General features: G+C 59.7%; 16 protein-coding genes and 2 pseudogenes. 8 read left to right on the top strand and 10 right to left on the bottom strand.

The genetic code is table 11. The annotated features are described in order from the left end of the window. Window positions 1-2: 2 nt before the first annotated feature. From NKI16_RS07305 to NKI16_RS07270, 8 genes are all read right to left on the bottom strand, one after another. Window positions 3-440, bottom strand: a complete 438-nt coding sequence (locus tag NKI16_RS07305; protein WP_352922386.1) for a phage tail protein — start codon at window positions 438-440, stop codon at window positions 3-5. Then, window positions 433-1,650, bottom strand: coding sequence for a phage tail sheath family protein (locus NKI16_RS07300; protein WP_352922383.1), 1,218 nt, complete (start codon window positions 1,648-1,650; stop codon window positions 433-435). The genes NKI16_RS07305 and NKI16_RS07300 overlap by 8 nt, the downstream gene beginning before the upstream one ends. 60 nt (window positions 1,651-1,710) lie before the next feature. Continuing rightward, on the bottom strand, window positions 1,711-2,169 hold the full coding sequence (locus NKI16_RS07295) for a phage tail protein (RefSeq protein WP_352922380.1): 459 nt from the start codon (window positions 2,167-2,169) through the stop codon (window positions 1,711-1,713). Window positions 2,170-2,190: 21 nt separating this feature from the next. After that, a complete protein-coding gene (locus NKI16_RS07290; protein ID WP_352922377.1) occupies window positions 2,191-4,527 on the bottom strand; it encodes a phage tail sheath family protein in 2,337 nt (778 codons plus the stop codon). Between the two features lie 22 nt (window positions 4,528-4,549). After that, entirely contained in the window at window positions 4,550-5,851 is a 1,302-nt protein-coding gene (locus NKI16_RS07285; RefSeq protein WP_352922374.1) for a hypothetical protein, read from the bottom strand. Between the two features lie 11 nt (window positions 5,852-5,862). Continuing rightward, the gene (locus tag NKI16_RS07280) at window positions 5,863-6,468 is read right to left on the bottom strand and encodes a Pvc16 family protein (protein ID WP_352922371.1); all 606 of its coding nucleotides are present in this window, start codon (window positions 6,466-6,468) and stop codon (window positions 5,863-5,865) included. Between the two features lie 11 nt (window positions 6,469-6,479). Next, complete coding sequence (locus NKI16_RS07275; RefSeq protein ID WP_352922368.1) at window positions 6,480-6,695, bottom strand: hypothetical protein; 216 nt, start codon at window positions 6,693-6,695, stop codon at window positions 6,480-6,482. Window positions 6,696-6,986: 291 nt separating this feature from the next. Continuing rightward, window positions 6,987-7,676 carry an AfsR/SARP family transcriptional regulator gene (locus tag NKI16_RS07270; protein ID WP_352922365.1) on the bottom strand — a complete coding sequence of 230 codons (690 nt, stop codon included), beginning with the start codon at window positions 7,674-7,676 and terminating at the stop codon, window positions 6,987-6,989. A 636-nt stretch (window positions 7,677-8,312) separates the two neighbouring features. Between NKI16_RS07270 and NKI16_RS07265 the strand changes: the two are divergent. The 8 genes and pseudogenes from NKI16_RS07265 to NKI16_RS07230 form a co-directional block, all read left to right on the top strand. Continuing rightward, window positions 8,313-8,627 (top strand): annotated as a pseudogene (locus NKI16_RS07265) (YoaK family protein); the annotation flags it as partial. Between the two features lie 462 nt (window positions 8,628-9,089). After that, window positions 9,090-9,404 (top strand): helix-turn-helix domain-containing protein, encoded by a 315-nt coding sequence (locus NKI16_RS07260; protein WP_023675522.1) that lies wholly within the window; start codon window positions 9,090-9,092, stop codon window positions 9,402-9,404. Then, a complete protein-coding gene (gene hyfB / locus NKI16_RS07255; protein ID WP_502897568.1) occupies window positions 9,401-11,422 on the top strand; it encodes a hydrogenase 4 subunit B in 2,022 nt (673 codons plus the stop codon). The genes NKI16_RS07260 and hyfB overlap by 4 nt, the downstream gene beginning before the upstream one ends. Beyond that, on the top strand, window positions 11,413-12,369 hold the full coding sequence (locus tag NKI16_RS07250; RefSeq protein ID WP_023675520.1) for a respiratory chain complex I subunit 1 family protein: 957 nt from the start codon (window positions 11,413-11,415) through the stop codon (window positions 12,367-12,369). Before hyfB ends, NKI16_RS07250 begins: the two co-directional genes overlap by 10 nt. Continuing rightward, window positions 12,369-13,031 (top strand): hydrogenase-4 component E, encoded by a 663-nt coding sequence (locus tag NKI16_RS07245; RefSeq protein ID WP_023675519.1) that lies wholly within the window; start codon window positions 12,369-12,371, stop codon window positions 13,029-13,031. The genes NKI16_RS07250 and NKI16_RS07245 overlap by 1 nt, the downstream gene beginning before the upstream one ends. Continuing rightward, a complete protein-coding gene (locus NKI16_RS07240; RefSeq protein WP_023675518.1) occupies window positions 13,028-14,479 on the top strand; it encodes a hydrogenase 4 subunit F in 1,452 nt (483 codons plus the stop codon). The genes NKI16_RS07245 and NKI16_RS07240 overlap by 4 nt, the downstream gene beginning before the upstream one ends. 18 nt (window positions 14,480-14,497) lie before the next feature. Further along, entirely contained in the window at window positions 14,498-16,015 is a 1,518-nt protein-coding gene (locus tag NKI16_RS07235; RefSeq protein ID WP_352922362.1) for a hydrogenase large subunit, read from the top strand. 12 nt (window positions 16,016-16,027) lie between these two features. Continuing rightward, on the top strand, window positions 16,028-16,567 hold the full coding sequence (locus NKI16_RS07230; RefSeq protein WP_023675516.1) for an NADH-quinone oxidoreductase subunit B family protein: 540 nt from the start codon (window positions 16,028-16,030) through the stop codon (window positions 16,565-16,567). Here the strand turns inward: NKI16_RS07230 and NKI16_RS07225 are convergent, their stop codons facing one another. After that, complete coding sequence (locus NKI16_RS07225) at window positions 16,568-17,134, bottom strand: hypothetical protein (protein ID WP_156937301.1); 567 nt, start codon at window positions 17,132-17,134, stop codon at window positions 16,568-16,570. A gap of 198 nt (window positions 17,135-17,332) precedes the next feature. Further along, window positions 17,333-17,587, bottom strand: a pseudogene (locus NKI16_RS07220) (FAD-dependent oxidoreductase); the annotation flags it as partial. Window positions 17,588-17,599 lie beyond the last annotated feature (12 nt).

The raw sequence follows: 17,599 nt of genomic DNA, 5'->3' as shown, positions 1-17,599 counted from the left end.
CATCAGATCAGCTTCAGGCCATGATGGGCCAGCGTCAGTGTTTCAGTCGCGATGATGCTCTGGCCCGCATCAAGTTGCGGTCCCTGCCAGCGGATTGGAAAGGCATCGTGAATCTCAAACGTCATCGGGCGTTGCGCAGGATCATAGGCCTGAACCGACAACCCGATGCTTGTCGTCCGGACCGCGCCTGCCTTCTGATCGTTGAACCACTTCCAGAGCTCGATTCCGGAGAGCCCGCGCTTGAGAACGAGATCACTTTGCTTGCGCCGTCCCGGCAATTTGTGGATGAAGCGGTTCTCGCCGCCTTCGGCATATTCCTCGACCTCAAGTTCGAGATCCAGTCCCGAGCACTCGCTAAATCCTCCGACCGGTATGCTGTTCAATTCCAGCAAGAACCTGAAACCGGGGAACGGGTCATGGCGGCTGCCAGTTTCAGCCATGGATCGGCTCATCGTTCAGGAGTTCAACACGACCTTCCGCAAAGCCAACGCGTACCTCGATCCGCTCCGCTGGCCGCGGCGGGCTCAAGCTGATCAAGCAGGTCACGCGGCCAGCTTCGATTTCGGCATCGGGATTGGTCGTCCGATCGCAACGCACGAAATAGGCTTCATCGTCGGTCTCACCCACGAGCCCGCCCCGGCGCCACAAATCAAACAGGATCGTGCGCACGAGGCGCTCGGTAGACCGCCACAACGTTTCGCTTTGCGGTTCGAATACAATCCATTGCGTGTCTTCTTCGATCCATTCGCAGAGGTGCGTGATCAGCCGGCGCACGTTGAGCCATTTGTATTCGACGCTGCCCCAAGTCCGCGCACCCATGGCGCGGATCCCGCGGCCCGGCATCGCGCAGATCACGTTGATGCCCTCCTTGTTGACTTCAAACCGTTCCTGCGGCGAAAGCTCGGACGCTACACCCACCGCACCCTCGATCCGCATGTTGGCCGGAGGCGCAAATACGCCTTGCTCGAGGTCGCGCCGCGCGATCGTGCCGGCGATGTGGCCCGAAGGCGGAACCTCCCTCGCCGGCTCAACGATGTCGGCTGCGGGTTCGTTGGAGATTTTGATCCAGGGCCAGTACAAGGCCGCGAGCCCCGACTCGGATTTCGCGATGGTCACTTCCTTGCGCACGTCGCAATTCCGTGGCGGGTCAAGCAGCGCCACGCGATCGCGGAGTCTTTCGGCTTGTGCGATCAGAGCTCTCCGGATTTCTTCAACCCCGTCGTCATGGCGCACCAAGCTGGCATCGGGAGCTGCGAGCAGGCTGACGGAATCGATCAACGCCAGCTGGTCTAGGGCGCCGGTGCCGTCGTCATCGAAAAAGTTCTCGACCGTGAGCCCAAGGTCGACTGCAGCTTTGACGCCTATTTCTGGCTTTTTGATTAGGATCGGCGCAACGTAACAGGTCTGGCCGCCATTGGCGAAGAAGCCGCGCACCGCGGCACCGAGATAACCATCCGGAGGCAGCGCTCCGAACAACACGTACAAATCCTGCAAACTATCGCAGCGGTAGGCCTTCGGCTTGTGGTCGTCTGGTGGCGGTTGCCTGTCACCGCCATCTACATTGATGGAATAGACCGCGCCCACGAAGCCGGCAACGTCGCTGCGCCGGCGCATGGTTGGCGCCGCGCGTTCGTCGAAATCGAAATACACGCCCGGTGGGCGCTTCCGATCTCGTATGCCGGATTGGGTCGATGCCACAGTGTTCTCTTATTACTGCTCGAGTTCGATCGCTTCGCAGGCGATCTCCAAGGTCTCGATCGCGACTTCCGACGTTCCCGCGTGCAAGGCGGGACCGGTCCACTTAGACGGCCAGCCGCCGCGGAAATTGTAGCGCAGCGCCGGCGCACGGGCTTCATCGAGCAGCACGACGGCACCCGACAGGCGCTGAACCTTGCCGTCCGTCACGCTCTTGCGCCATTTCCACAGGTCCGCCGATTTGGTGAAGCCGCGCTTGAGCGTGATATTGGTGAACTTGTTCAGGCCGGGCAGCTTGCGTTTCGTGACGTCTTCGTTGCCGTTGCGGTATTCGATGACATCGGAATCGCTTTCCAGCCCGCTCACCTCGCTGAAGCCCGCGACGACTGCTTTTCCGTCGGGAAAAACGCCGTCGATTTCGACGAGGAAGTTGAAAGCGGAATACGGATCGTTACGGTCGCCGGTGGCAGCCATCACTCAATCTCCTGATTATGCTCAAGCTTGCGCGTCGAGGGTTTTCTGACTGATGCGGAAGATGACGAATTCGGCGGGGCGCACCGGAGCGACGCCGATCACACAGAGCAGGCGGCCGTTGTCGATATCGTCCTCGGTCATGGTGGTGCGGTCGCACCTGACGAAGAACGCCTGCTCTGCCGTGGTGCCGTACAGCGCGCCGGAGCGCCAGACGCTGGTCAGGAAGTTGGAAACGTTGCGCCGCACCGCGGCCCAAGTCGGATCGCTGTTCGGCTCGAACACCACCCACTGGGTGCCCTGGTCGATCGATTCCTCGATGAACAGGAACAGGCGGCGCACGTTGAGGTACTTCCACTCCGGGTCCGAAGAGGCGGTGCGCGCACCCCACAGGCGGATGCCGCGGCCGTCGGCACGAAAGTCTCGGATGCAGTTGACGCCCTTGGGATTGAGCATGTCCTGCCTCCCCTTGTCGACAACAGTGGACAAGTCGAGGGCTCCAATAACAACTTCATTGGCTGGTGCCTTGTGCACGCCGCGAGTGATGTCGCTGCGGGCCAATATTCCTGCGATATGACCGATGGCGGGAATGGTCTTACGAAAGCCTGAGGTCAGCGGGTCCGTGACTTCGATCCATGGATGGTAAAAGGCGGCGTAGGTACTGTCCTGGGTGAGGACAATTTTTTTGGGGTCATCCGATTGACTGCCTTTCTCGTCGACCGAGAGCAGAACAACGCGATCGGCTAGCCGCGTACAACTACCGACAAGCTCGTCATCGAATCCGTCGGTTTTGAAATGCTCCGGAGCAATGAGGATCGATATCTCGTCCACCTCATCGAGCTTTTTCAGTGCGTCCTTAAAGCTCTCGCCGTTGGGTAGATCGGCCTCGCGCAGCTCTGCGTCTTTACTCTGGGATGCCGCAAGAAGCCCGGCCGACTTCCGGCCCAAAACATCAACCCCAGTTCGAGCGCTCGCCGCGGAGTTCTCCGCGTTTACTAGTTCCTTGTCAGCCTCGTCCTTTGTCTTAGAGTCCAGAATTGCCTGTCCCGCTTTGGCGGCCGCTTCCACCGCCGATTTCACCGACGTGGCAAGGGGGCTCACGTCCGCTGGGAGGGTCTTCGCGCGCTCGATGAGGTCCTTGACAGCCTTTGCCGCCTCGTCGGCATTTGCGGCAGCGGTTTTTACTTCATCTGACGTGGCGACTTTTGCCGCATCCGAGGCTGCCATGGCCGCAAGAAAAGCCGCTCCCGCCTTCTGCGCCAGCTCCAACTTCCAGGGATCCGCGACTTCTTTCAGGGCTTTCCCGGCCGCATCGGCAGATTTCGAGGCAGCCACCGCTGCCGATTCAGCGGCTTTTTTGAGCTCCGGCGACGCGTTCGCAGAGTCAGCAGCTGTCTTGGCGTCCGTTGCCTCGGTAGAAGCCTTGCCGGCGAGATCGAAAGCGCCGGTCAACGCCCCCGAGCTGTCTATTTCCGACGCCCTGTCGTTTGCCGACTTGATCGCGTCTTCCAACGACTTCTTGATGACCGGAGATAGAGATATCTTGGCTTGTTCAAACTTCGCCGACTCTACCGCCGAAGCCGAGGCATTGTGAACCAAACTGGCTGCTCTCGCAGCTTCATCGGCTCTCCTGAGGGCCAGTGCCGTGGTTGTCGATTCTCTCGCCGCTTTCAGAGATTCTTCAAGCGGCGTCTTCAAGTGCTTCGATACCAAATCTAGCTGAGCCCATGGCAGCAACGGCTCAAGCACCGCATCCGGGCTAGGCAACGGCATCGGCTGCGTCGGAACGGCGTTAATTCGAATTAGCTTCGACCTGTTATTGACGGTCAATCGCATTTCCTCAAAGGTCTTGAGATCGTCGTAGTCTTCAAAATAGTCGGGCCGCGCTCGTGAATGCTTTCCAGCCAGCAACTTTGCGGCGCTTGCGAGAGGATTGGTCCAATCATTTTGCGGCTTTCGAAAATAAGCGACGGTCAGACGGTACCCGCCCGGCGTACGAGTTGCGGTATGCACAAGAACGTAAACGTGCATTCCCCAAATGCCCGGTCCGACGGCTTCCACTTCGAGTTCATTGATCTTGTTTGCCGCCTTGCCGGAGTCGGCATTGGACGCACGCGCTACAAAGGCTCTCCTGCCCCCGTTGTCGAAGAAGCCCTTGACGGCGTCCGGCAGGAACATGCCGTCACCGAACCCGCCGTAGATTCTCTGATACTCGGTGAAACTGGTTATGAAGTTCACCCCATCCGGTCCCCGCTCGGTTCGTCCCAGAAATCCTGCCGTACTCGTGCTCACGCCCTCGATCGGCTTGATGCCGCTGGGGACTTCTTCGACGTAGACGCCAGGTGCGAGATACTCGGGCATGGAAACCTCCAGGTTATTCAGGTCACTGCAGCAACAGATGTACGGGCGGGACGTCCTTGGCCTGAATCGGCGGCGCGTCGGCCGGCGTCAAACTCAGTCCCGTCAATTTCATTCGGTCGGTGTTGTTGGCGTCAGCCTTCGTGCCACTGTTGTCGTCGGACTTTTCACGCGTGGCCCGGTAGATGAGCGTGAGCTTTCGGCTGCCGCTTGGAGCGTCGCTGATTTCGAGTTTCACCTCGAAATTAGGCTTGTCATCGGAGATCTTTTCCGCGGGTCCCCAAAGCGCAAATCGGCGCTGGCGGTCGACCAGGGATTCGCGGCCCACGGCGCCTTCCATCGGCGAATCGATCATTTTGGCGATTCCACCAGCATCGAATGCAGCCGGCGCCCGCCCCAGAATGAACGCCATACGTCCGTTCGGATCGTGCGCCGATGGAAACGGATAGCTCGGCGCCGGACTCAGGACGACAGGCACGAAGAATTTTTTCTTCGCGATGGCTATTGGGTCATACAGATCGTTTTCAAATCGCAGTTCCACGACGTCGTCTTGGCTCAGCATGCCGCCCGCCACCGGGGCCAGACTTGTCACGGACACGTCATTTTCCAGCGTAGTCCTTGTCTGCAACACGAGCCGACCCGACCGGCTGGAAAACGTCGTGAGTTCGATGTCCTCTTCCTTGCCCTTTAGGACCGCAAAAATGCGCGTCTTTCCAACGACGCTTGTCTCTGTGATTGCGTCGACCAATTCAAACGCCCAGATGACTTGAGACACCTTTCTCGACAGCGGCACCATGTCCGGCCCTGCCAGATCGGCGTAGCGCTTGATATCTCGCGGGCGTGAAAGCAGCGCCGGCGCCGCGGCTTCCGTCTCAGCCTTTAGAGCTATTTCAGCCTTGCCTTGTCGTTGCGGCCGCGACGCTGGCACCGTTGCCGGTGCCTTGCCGCCCGCACGCGGTTCGGGGATCGGTGGTTTCCTTGTCAAGGCATCTCGGGGTTCGATCGCCACATCGGCATTGACCGGCGTGGCGGATGGGCTCGCACCAGCGGGCTTCGCGGCCGCCGCATCGAGGGCCTCAGAATTCAGTGGCTTCTCCGCCCGAAGCAGATCGGCGACTTTGCTCTTGATTGGTCTGAAATTTGTTTTCGCAGCCGGTCCGGCCGATTTGCCGCGATTGATCTTCTTCGGCTTTTTGCTTCCGGCTTTGCTCGCGCTATCGTTCTTGGTTTCGTCGCGCGCCTTGGCGGGAGTGGACTTGCGAACCGGCTTCAGTCCGCGCCTCGGGCGGCGGATGGTGCCTCGCGATATTTTTCTGTTTGCGGCCATTCTGAAAGATCTCAGCGCGAGGCATTTTGCTTGAGGCGGCCGGTGATGAATTCGCGCTCGGTCACCGGTTTTCCGATAGTCTGGCGGAGGCTTTCGATCCGCACGATGTTCACCTTGAAGCAGATCGACAGGCGATAAGGGTGGTCGAGCGCTTCCCAAATACGGGCCAGTTCCTCGATACTGAGCCGGCACAGCGAAAGGTGAAGCTGTTCGAAAGCTGGCTCGATACTGGGATTGCCATTAGGCGCTTTATTCAGTGTCACAGCCGGACGCGTATGAAGCGTCTGGAGGACGACACCAAGCACGTCCGCCGATTTCGACATTGCGTCGTCTGCCGCAGCCCCGTCGCTGTTCGATGCTATGCCAGGAGTTGCGAGATAGTAGAGGGTGAGAGCGAGTGGCGGTGGCTGAATGACGCCATCTTCGAAAACGTCCGGCCGATTCCTGGAGTGCTCATTTTCCGTGACAAGGTAAAGCCATAGCGACAGGGGTCTTTCGTTTTCCTTTGCCGGAGGGGCCAGCGACACAGTGCCGCCTAGCTCACCTGAATTCAGGCTCGCCTTCTTCAAGGCTTCAAAGAATATGTTTCTGATTTCCTCGCTCGCCTGCGAGATCACCTGGTATCCGCTCACGAGACACTCCTTTCCACCGGCAAAGGAATTGAGGTTTTCTCCGCAAGCTGCTCGTGGATGAAGTCAAGCATTGACTGGCAATCCTGAAAACTGTTTGACCGCTCGACGCCATCAGCGGCAACGCGCGTCACACTGCCAATCCAGGCATTTCCGAAGAGCGAAAGGCGAATGACGAAGCTCATTCGAGTCGTATCATCTAAGTCATCTTCCATCGCGATCTCGCGAACCAGAAATGCAGAACGGAGCAGTTCTAACGATATCGGACGAGCTGCACGCAGCGGTCACCCTGCATTGAGCGCGGCCCAAGCTAGCTGAAACCTGCGCACAACCAGTTCGTGACGCGGCGATTGCCGTGACGTCACCGGCGACCCACGCCGGCATGCGGCCGCGCATACCTGCGCCCTGGCACGGGATTGACCGCAACAAGGGTTTCCGCGACAGCAGGGATACGTTCGATGGGAGGCAGGGAGATTGTTTGCGAAGGAGGCCCGCCGGCGTAAAGGCTAGGCCGACCGTTCTGCCTTGATGCTTTCAACAAGGCTGCGCGTTGCCTTGGAAGGCGCAATGCCTAATTCGTTCTTCAGCAATTGAGCTAAGCGCTCATACTGGCGTATCGCGCCAACCCGTTGCCCCGAGGCCGCATAGAGCTCAATCACACGCTGTTGAACTAGTTCCTGCAGCGACTCGATGCGCAGTGAGGACAGTCCGGCCTCAAGTGCACTGTCCAGATCGTCAACGGCCGAATAGTGATCCATCAATCGGCGGTATCCGCGGAGGCAAAGCAACCGCAATCGTTCACGCTCTGTCAAAACCCAATTGTCGTACCAGCCCAACAGCAAGTCGCCGCGATAGTGACCGAGAGCCGTTTTCAGGCCATCCACTATCGGAGTTTCGAGCTTGCCCGTCCTCGCCGAAAGCGACGAATTGATACCGTTTTCGAAGGCGACGATGTCGAACCAGACCGGGGCTGCGGGTGAAATTCGCGGCTCACCCCGCTGCGATACCTGAATCCAGCTCATTCCGTTGATCTGCAGCGTATTCTTCAAGCGGGATAAAGCCGTTCCGAGACATGCCTTTGCCCGGGCTGGATCACAGGAGGACCAAAACTGCTCGATGAGAACTTCACGAGGAAGATCGACCTCGCGAAACAATACGAGGTACGCCAGGAAAGAAATGTTCTGCCGAGATAGCATTAGTTCTCGGCTACCGGCCGATACGCGAGCTCGGCCAAGGAACTCGACTGAAACTTTCACTAGAACGCCCCCAGGATGGCGCCCTGATAACGCGATCCCTCTCAAAGACTAACAAGCCTAGTCGCACTTGGAATCTTTTGCAATCTCTCGCAGTAATCGGCAAATCCATTTGATCTATAGGTGACAAGTTAATCCAGATTTGGATCGGACGGGCGCTTCTAATGGTCCAGGCCCGAGTTCGAGAAGGCGATGCGCGAGGGACCCCGTTATGAGCTCGTGCGCGTCTATGAAGCTAACACAACGAAGCCAATAGCCAAGCGCTTCCGAAACCCTGCTGCGCTGCAAGATGGGCAACTCCGTATCGAGCTCAACTCCCTTCGCGCCTTTTTTTGAATCCAAGGCGTGAACGCATCCCTCCGGCAGCGAGCCCTCCAGACACGAAGGCCAGCAGGTTGACACTGCTCAACCGCGGCAACGAAGCTTGAATTGACAGTTTGATGAGTGGGGGGAAAGGCGGTAGCGCTCTCCCGCTACCAAATTCCAAAGATAAATCAGACACATAGAGATGTGCCGGTGCCAGTCGTCTCATTGTAGCGGGTCGCGCGATTTTGCAATTTTGACACCCGGTTTTGCACCATCATCACCAAGCTGTCGGAAGCCAGAATCCGGACAACGCATGTCACTGGCCTGGTGACTGACATGGGCATCGAACTCGGCAAGCTGCTTTATTGGAACATCTCGGGGAGTGACTCGGACGAACTGTTCGTGAAGGCAGATCGAAGAAAGCTGAGGCTGCTTGCGTCGCTTGTGGCATTGTTCTTTCTCGGCGGCGTCATCGGCGCTGTGGGTTTCAAGCATGTCGGCTTCGCGGCGACGTTGTTTCTCGCGGCCATTCTCCTCGTGCTGGCCTCCATGCCAGTCCTGGAGGACGTCTCCGTTCGCATGAGGCGGCTTTGGCAGTAGCGCTACAGAGCTTTGCCGCATGCCAGATTTGGCAGCACATTCGCGAAGGCGCTGTTCCTGGATTTCGGCAGCTATCTGTTTGGCCGATCCTGAAGCACGAACACGATGAGACCGGCCCAACGGCAAGAGCAAGCGAACTCAGCCATACCCACTCATAACGTAGAGTGGGGTCGAAGAGATAGCCGACGCGCCCGCGGCGGCTCCAATCGAGTGGCCGGCCGAGATAAGGCCCATTGCCAGCCCCATCACGCGCAATCCGAGACGGCTGGCGACAAGACTGGCCGTGACGGGAATGGCCGCATGGCTTTGGTGCGCAGGGCGTATTGCCCGGTTTTCTACAGCCTCAAGACAGATGCGTCACGCATCACTAATTGAATGCGCCGCATTTTAATATATGCTGCAAAACGTAGAGATAATATCTCAAAGCTGATCAAAAAGGGGGATGCGACCGTGATAACTGCTCCACAGTTGCGTGCCGCGAGGGCGCTCCTTGGCATCGACCAGCGCAGGCTTGCCGAATTGTCCGGTCTTTCCGTGCCGACAATTCAACGCATGGAAGCCAGCGAGTCGATTATTCGGGGTAACGTCGATTCTCTCATGAAGCTGATCGGGGCACTTGACCTCGCCGGCGTGGAATTGATCGCTGAAGGCGCCTCCAGCCAGATCGGTGGGCGCGGCGTGCGACTGAAAGCGGATTTTGACCCCGCCAAAATCCTTGGCGGGGTCGACACGGATGCCAAACTCCCCGTGAGGAGCGTGGCGTGATTTCGGGGGCCGCGGTCCTCCTGTGGGGCGTTGCTGCGCTCCTGGGGACTGCGGTGCTTGCGATTGCGGAAAGCCGCAGATCGGACTCGGGAACACGCCTGATCTACGGCTTGACGCTAGGTATATCGGCGGCCGTGCTCATGGTTCTCGCGAGCCGCATCGCCGACAATCCCGTCACCCCGTCGACTGTGGTGTTGCCTCTTGGATTGCCATGGATTGGCGCTCATTTCCGTTTGGATGCGCTCTCGACTTTCTTCCTCATCGTCGTCAACTTCGGCGGCTCCATGGCCAGCCTTTATGGCCTCGGCTACGGCAGGCATGAGTCTGCGCCGCATCGGGTGCTGCCGTTCTTCCCGGCTTTCCTAGCCGGAATGAACCTTGTCGTGGTGGCCGACGACGCCTTCACTTTCCTGCTTTCTTGGGAATTCATGTCGCTCGCCTCCTGGGCGCTCGTCATGGCGCACCATCGCGAGCAGGACAATGCGCGGGCGGGCTACATCTATCTCGTGATGGCGAGCTTCGGCACACTCGCGCTGCTGCTTGCGTTCGGCCTGCTCGCCGGATCCGATGGAACCTACACATTCGACGCGATGCGAGCCGCCGATCCCACCCCGTTCGCCGCTGCTTTCGTCCTGGTTCTCATGCTGCTGGGCGCCGGCTCCAAGGCTGGACTCGTCCCGCTGCACGTTTGGCTGCCACTCGCCCATCCGGCCGCGCCAAGCCACGTCTCGGCTCTCATGAGCGGCGTGATGACCAAGGTCGCAGTCTATGGCTTCATACGCGTTATTTTCGATCTGCTCGGTGAGCCGGCATGGTGGTCGGGCGTTGCCGTGCTTTTCCTTGGCGGCCTGACGGCGGTTCTCGGCATCCTCTACGCGCTGATGGAAAAGGACCTGAAGCGACTGCTTGCCTATAGCACCATTGAAAACATCGGCGTCATCTTCGTAAGCCTTGGTCTCGCGCTCGCTTTCAAGGCGAACGCCATGCCATCGGCTGCAGCGCTGGCGCTCACCGCCGCGCTGTTCCACGTCCTCAACCATTCCTTTTTCAAGAGCCTGCTGTTTTTCGGCGCGGGCGCCGTGCTGACGGCAACCGGAGAGCGGGATATGGAGAAGCTGGGCGGTCTCATCCACCGCATGCCCTTTACAAGTTTTGCCTTTCTCGTCGGTTGCGTCGCGATCTCGGCACTTCCACCCTTCAACGGCTTCGTCTCCGAATGGCTGGCCTTTCAGGCCATATTGCAGAGCCCCGATCTGCCACAATGGGGACTGAAGGTCATGGTGCCCGCCGTTGGCGGTCTGCTGGCGCTGTCAGCGGCACTGGCCGCGGCCTGCTTTGTAAAGGCGTTCGGGATTACATTCCTCGGCCGGCCACGCTCGGCCGCGGTGGAACTGGCGCATGAGGTCGACCGCTACTCGCTGGCGGCAATGTTCATTCTCGCTGCCCTTTGTCTCCTGGCCGGCATTCTGCCCGGTCTTGTGATAGACGGCCTCTCATCGGTGACACTGCCACTGATCGGCAGTCGGATGCCTGTGCAGATGGCCCAGCCCTGGCTGTCTATCGTGCCGATTGCAGCGAGCCGCAGTTCCTACAACGGCCTGTTAGTGTTCCTGTTCATCGCCTTTTCCGCATCCGCTGCGGCATATGTGATCCATCGCTTTGCATCACATGCACTCCGTCGGGGTCCCGCCTGGGGTTGTGGCTTCCTGGATGTGGTCCCGAGCTCGCAGTACACGGCCGTCAGCTTCGCGCAGCCTATCCGCCGCGTCTTCGGCACGTTCGTATTCCGTGCAAGGGAAACCGTCGAAATGCCGGCACCTGGCGAGACCGGTCCGGCTCGTCTGAATGTCGAAATGCATGATGTGATCTGGGAGACGCTGTACCTGCCTATCGGCCGGGCCCTCGACTTTGCGACCGACCACCTCAACCATCTGCAGTTCCTGACGATCAGGCGCTACCTGACCCTCGTCTTTCTCTTTCTCATTGTCCTGCTCCTGGTGCTCGCACTATGGCCGTGATTCTCGAATTGGCCGTTCAAGGCGCGCAGATGGCGCTGGTGCTTTTGCTGGCGCCGCTCCTGACCGGATTCGTGCGCAAGGTGAAGGCACGGCTCTTGCGCCGCCAGGGTCCTTCCCTGATCCAACCTTACCGCGATCTCTTGCGGCTGATGCGCAAGGAAGTCGTTCTGGCGGACAACGCATCCTGGCTGTTTCGCGTGACGCCCTATCTGATCTTTGCCACCACCTGGGTCGGCGCGGCGCTCATCCCGACATTCGCGGCCGGCCTCACATTCAGTTGGACCGCCGATCTCATAGCCATTGTCGCACTGCTGGGAAGCGCCCGGTTCTTCCTGGCGCTGGCAGGCATGGACGTCGGCACGAGCTTCGGCGGCATCGGCTCGAGCCGCGAGGTGATGATCGCTTCGCTGGCCGAACCCGCCATGCTGCTCATCGTGTTCAGCCTGGCGCTCGTCGCAGGTGCTACGCAACTCTCAACGGTCGCCGCCTTCATGGGGTCACCGGAGGTTGGCTTGCGGGTGTCGCTCGGGATGTCGCTCATCGCCCTCGTGATGGTGGCGATCGCCGAAAACGCCCGCATACCCGTGGACAACCCATCGACCCATCTGGAACTCACCATGGTTCATGAGGCGATGGTGCTGGAATATTCCGGTCGCCATCTGGCGATGATCGAGTTTGCCGCCTTCCTCAAGCTTCTGCTCTATGTGTCGCTGATTTCCTGCGTCTTCCTACCTTGGGGACTGGCGAGCGCCGGGGCAGGATTGGAATCCCTTGCTCCGGGTGTCGTCGCCTATGTCGGCAAGCTTGCCGTCTGTGGCGTTCTCCTCGCCGTGTTTGAGACTGCCATCGCCAAGATGCGCGTCTTCCGCGTCCCGGATTTCCTCGGGGCAGCGCTGATGCTGGCCCTGCTCGGCACGCTCCTGCTGTTCGTCTCACGGAGCCTCTGATGAACGGCCTCACCTTCGACATCGCTCACCTGCTCGCCGGCGGCCTGGTGCTGGTCAGTTTCATGATGCTGTATCAGGATCGCCTCTTTGCTCTGATCAACGTTTTTGCGCTTCATGCAATCGTGCTGGCCCTGTCCGTAGCTTGGCAGGCATACATTCAGGACGCGCATCATCTCTACGTCACGGCGGCGATCGCCCTCGTCTTCAAGGCGATCGTCATTCCTGTCGGGCTTCATCGCATCATTCAGCGGCTCGGCATCCATCGTGACGTCGAGACCGCCGTCGGCATCGGTACGACGATGCTTGCGGGGATAGGCCTGGTGACCCTGTCCATGGTCCTGATGCTGCGCGTCACTCCCGAGGCTGATCCCCTCGCCCGCGAGGACCTGGCTTTCGCGCTGTCCATCATTTTGCTGGGGCTGCTGGTGATGGTCACCCGCCGCAACGCCGTCAGCCAAGTTGTCGGATTCATGTCGCTCGAGAACGGTCTGGTCCTCGCCGCCACGGGGGCCAAGGGCATGCCTCTGGTCGTCGAGATCAGTGTCGCCTTCTCGATCCTTATCGCCTTCATCGTCATCGGAGTCTTCCTGTTCCGCATCCGCGAGAGGTTCGACTCGGTGGATGTCGGCGCGCTCGACGACTACAGGGGAGAACACCGTTGACCGCGTTTTCCCTCGATGCGGTGGCCGCCATTTTGCTGATACCGGTCTTCGCGGCCGCACTTCTGGCGGCGCTGCCGAAATACCGGATATCGGCGGGCGTCAATGTCGCTGCGAGCTTGCTGACCTTGCTCGCCGCACTGTCGCTTCTTGTCACCGACCGCCCGCAGCCTGGGCAGTATCTGCTCGTCGACGATCTCAACATCGTCTTCATCGTGCTCAACACATTCGTCGGCTTCACCACCAGCGTCTTCAGCGCTTCCTACATTGCCCACGAACTGGAGAGCGGGCGGCTGACAGTCCCGAACTTGCGGTTTTATCACGCAATGTACCAGGTCATGATGTTCGGCATGAACCTGGCGTTCGTGTCGAACAATATTGGCTTGATGTGGGTGGCGGTGGAGCTTGCCACGCTGACCACCGTGCTCATGGTCGGCATCTACCGCACGCACGAAGCGCTGGAGGCCGCCTGGAAATATTTCATTCTGGGCAGCGTCGGCATCGCGCTCGCACTGTTCGGCACCATCCTCGTCTACATGGCTGCACAGCCGGTTGTTGGCGAGGGGACGAATGCGATGGTCTGGACGGTGCTCATCGCTCACGCCGCGCGCTTCGATCCGGCTCTGCTCAATGTCGCCTTCATCTTTCTGCTGCTCGGCTACGGGACAAAGGTCGGCCTTGCGCCCTTACATGCCTGGCTGCCAGACGCGCATGCTGAGGGTCCAACGCCGATTTCCGCAGTGCTGTCGGGCTTGCTGTTAAACGTCGCACTCTATGCCGTGCTGCGCTTCAAGCTATTGCTCGCGGCAAGCCCGGAAGCGATCGCACCTGGGCCATTGATGATCACGATGGGACTGACGTCGCTTGTCTTCGCGGCCTTCATGCTCTACCGCCGCCGCGACATCAAACGCCTGTTCGCGTACTCCTCGATCGAGCACATGGGCATCATCGTGTTCGCCTTCGGCATAGGAGGCCCGCTCGCCAATTTTGCCGGGCTGCTGCACATGGTCATGCACAGCCTGACCAAGTCGGCGATCTTTTTCACGGTCGGCCACATTGCCCAGGTCAAGGGGACACAGAACATCGCCGAAATCCGGGGACTGACGGAAACACATCCTGCCCTTGGCTGGGCGCTCGTCATCGGCGTCGTTGCCATTGCCGGCCTCCCTCCGCTCGGTATCTTCATGAGCGAATTCCTGGTCGTGAGTTCGACATTTGCAAGACACCCTCTTTTGGCGATGCCGTTGGTTTTCGGGATTCTGCTCGCTTTCGGCGCCCTGCTGCTTCGACTGACCGGCGTCGCTTTCGGCGAACCGCGCGGCAGCACTGCACCCGCCGAGGCGTCCTACATTCCGATGTATTCCCACTTGGCGTTGGTGTTTGCCGCCGGCATCTATCTGCCGCCACCGCTGGTCACATGGTTCCAGCACGTCGCAAGTATCCTGGGGTGAGCAGAGGAGAGAAAGAGCATGCCCGGGCTGATCGACCTCATCCTTGCTGGCCAACGTGTCGAAAATCATTTCCCGTGGTCGCGCGCCGTGGTGACTCCGAAAAAATGGGGCTTTGCCGTCGAGCAACTGGCCGAGGGCCACTGGAGCTTGCTCGGCCTATGGGGTGAGCCAGGCGCCGTCCACATGGCACTTCTCGATGAAAGCGCCGGGGACATTGGCGTCGCCAGCCTGGAATGCCCCAGTGGCCGCTACCCATCGGTCGGCCGGCTGCATCCGCCCGCATTGCGCCTGGAACGTGCGGCCGCTGACCTGTTCGGGCTCCTACCACAAGGTGCGCCTGATACACGACAGTGGCTTGATCATGGCCACTGGGGTGTCAGCTATCCGTTGAGTACCCGCGTCCGGACGTCTGCTGCGACTGCCTTCCCGTACAGTTTCCTGCCTGCAGAGGGGGAGAGCCTGCATCAGATCCCGGTCGGGCCCGTGCATGCCGGCATCATCGAGCCGGGCCATTTCCGGTTCACGGCGAGCGGTGAAACGGTCGTCCGGCTGGAGCAGCGCCTCGGATACGCGCACAAAGGTATAGAAGGCCTGATGGCGGGGTCCGACATCGACCGTGCGGCCAAATTGGCGGGCAGAACCTCTGGCGACAGTACCGTGGCATACTCCCTCGCTTTTGCCCGCGCCGTCGAGGCGGCGCTGGGTGTCCAGGTTCCCCCACGCGCGGTCTGGCTGCGAGCGCTCATGGCCGAGTTGGAGCGCCTGGCCAATCATCTGGGCGACATCGGCGCTATCTGCAATGATGCCGCCTTCGCGCTCATGCATGCCCACTGTGGGGTGCTGCGTGAGCGCGTATTGCGGGCAAGCGATGCTGCCTTCAGTCATCGTTTGATGCGCGACTGCATCGTGCCCGGAGGCGTGGCAAGCTTCCTGAGCGATGAGGGCACGACAGCGCTCAGGTCCCTGATCGCAGAGATCAGGCAGCGGTTTCCCGCGCTGGTCGAGCTCTACGACAACACTGCGTCGCTGCAGGATCGGACTGTCGCGACTGGCCGGCTGAAGGTGGAACTCGCTCGTCAATATCGCGCCGGAGGCTACGTTGGCCGGGCCTCCGGTCGGGACTTCGATGCCCGACGCAATCTCGCTTATCCACCCTATGGCGAACTCGCCTTCGATGTACCTCTCCTCCAGGAAGGCGATGTGAACGCCCGTGTATGGATTCGTATCCACGAGGTCGAACAGAGCCTGTCCCTGATCGAACAAGTCCTGCGACAGCTGCCAGACGGGCCGATCCGCGTCGATTTCGCGCAGACAAACCGATCGCATGAAGGCATGGCGCTCGTCGAAGGTTTCCGCGGCGACATTCTGGCCTGGCTGCGCATTGGCAAGGGCGGCTTGGTCGAGCGCTGTCACCTCCGTGATCCGTCATGGTTTCAATGGCCGCTCCTTGAAGCGGCGATCGAAGGAAACATCGTTGCCGACTTTCCGCTGTGCAACAAATCGTTCAACTGCTCTTATTCGGGCCATGATCTCTGAAGGCACGCTGTCATGCGCAAGCTTCTTTTTGAAAGCCTGATACGCCCCCCTCTCACCGAGCGTCCGCCGTTGGCAAGCAGCACGGCAGTCGACGAACTCGCACGCGCGCTCGATGGGGCTGCTCACAAACGATTGGGGCGAAGCCTGTCGATCCGGGCGGTCGATGCCGGTTCCTGCAACGGCTGCGAACTTGAGATGCACGCGCTGAACAACGCCTTCTATGACATCGAGCGTTTTGGGATCCGGTTCGTCGCATCACCGCGCCATGCCGATGTACTGCTCGTCACCGGGCCGGTCACAAAAAACATGCGCGAGGCATTGAAGCTGACCTACGACGCAACACCCAACCCAAAATGGGTGGTCGCACTGGGAGATTGCGCAGGCAATGGCGGCTGTTTCGCCGGCAGCTATGCGGTGGTGCGCGGAGTGTCCGAGGCCTTGCCTGTCGATCTGCACATTCCAGGTTGTCCGCCGCCGCCAATCGAAATTCTGAAAGGCCTGCTCGCCTTGCTTGAGGGCGTGAATTCCAAGACTGGTGCTGCCCGAAGGTGACTATGTAGAGGCTTTGCCAAGGTTGGCCTTGTCGCTGCATAGATCCAACCAATGCGTAGCCGTGAGTTTAAGGGCATCAGCCAACCTCTGTCCCAAAATTGGAAGGCGCTCGGCGGCGAGAACGGCTAAAACGCCTGCTTTTTCGCCGGCAGCCCAGCGCTTTCGATCGAAGGGGAACCCGTTCCCTAGTCCGAAATGGTTACTTGCGCTGCAGCTAATGTAGTTACAATCTTGTGCAGTCGGAAGCTGCATGGGCCGGCCAGGCGCGAATACCGCCTTCGCCGGCGTCTCAAAGCAGCCGACCACATTTTTGCGGTGCTCTAAGGGGGAATCAATGAGATTGACGATTGTTTGCGCGGCAATTGTGATGGCCGTATCCACCGCCGCCGTTGCGCACGAGAAAAAGAGAGTGGTCAGTACAGAAGTAACGTCGGCCTGCGCCGACCTGTCGGGCAGCACGATCAAGAAAAACAGGGAAACAAAATTGGATAGCAGTTCAACCGGAACTGTCTCCAGCGCGATTTCGAAAGACAAATCGGAGCCGCGCCTGGGATATGAAACGGTCAATCCTGCAATCATATCGATCTATTAGCTGAGGAAATAGCAGGCAGGTCTATCGGCGCTCAGGCTTCGGGAGCAGGGCATGGACCGACTCGCGGCCATTGCCTACGGACCATATTCAAGATCGATCAAGTCGGACGCCGCCGCGAAATCAGCCGTTAATCGCTTGGTGGCGGCGCTCGGCCTCATTGCGCATGCCTGCGCTCAATGTTTGATGCGGTCACGCATTGCGTACCAAAGCATGCCGAGCACATAGAGCGGGCCGCGCAGCGCCGTGCCGCCGGGGAACGGCAGCGGGCTTAGGGTCGAAAACAGATCGAGCCGCGAAGCATCACCGGTGATCGCCTCAGCGAGCAGCTTGCCCGACAGCGTCGACAGGATCACCCCCTTGCCCGAATAGCCATGCGCAAAATAGACGTCGCCATAGCGACCGACATGCGGCAGGCGCGATGTCGTCACCTGGCATTTGCA

Source organism: Mesorhizobium sp. M0698 (genome assembly GCF_040320455.1).
Classification (GTDB): Bacteria; Pseudomonadota; Alphaproteobacteria; order Rhizobiales; family Rhizobiaceae; genus Mesorhizobium.
Note: the sequence above shows the minus strand (reverse complement) of the source record. Positions and strands in the feature narration are given on the sequence as shown.

Coding starts and splice junctions, on each gene's coding strand:
- NKI16_RS07305 (WP_352922386.1), bottom strand. CDS start 440: ATGGCTGAAACTGGCAGCCGCCATGACCCGTTCCCCGGTTTCAGGTTC.
- NKI16_RS07270 (WP_352922365.1), bottom strand. CDS start 7,676: ATGCTATCTCGGCAGAACATTTCTTTCCTGGCGTACCTCGTATTGTTT.
- NKI16_RS07245 (WP_023675519.1), top strand. CDS start 12,369: ATGAACGGCCTCACCTTCGACATCGCTCACCTGCTCGCCGGCGGCCTG.
- NKI16_RS07235 (WP_352922362.1), top strand. CDS start 14,498: ATGCCCGGGCTGATCGACCTCATCCTTGCTGGCCAACGTGTCGAAAAT.
- NKI16_RS07285 (WP_352922374.1), bottom strand. CDS start 5,851: ATGGCCGCAAACAGAAAAATATCGCGAGGCACCATCCGCCGCCCGAGG.
- NKI16_RS07230 (WP_023675516.1), top strand. CDS start 16,028: ATGCGCAAGCTTCTTTTTGAAAGCCTGATACGCCCCCCTCTCACCGAG.
- NKI16_RS07290 (WP_352922377.1), bottom strand. CDS start 4,527: ATGCCCGAGTATCTCGCACCTGGCGTCTACGTCGAAGAAGTCCCCAGC.
- NKI16_RS07250 (WP_023675520.1), top strand. CDS start 11,413: ATGGCCGTGATTCTCGAATTGGCCGTTCAAGGCGCGCAGATGGCGCTG.
- NKI16_RS07295 (WP_352922380.1), bottom strand. CDS start 2,169: ATGGCTGCCACCGGCGACCGTAACGATCCGTATTCCGCTTTCAACTTC.
- NKI16_RS07275 (WP_352922368.1), bottom strand. CDS start 6,695: ATGGAAGATGACTTAGATGATACGACTCGAATGAGCTTCGTCATTCGC.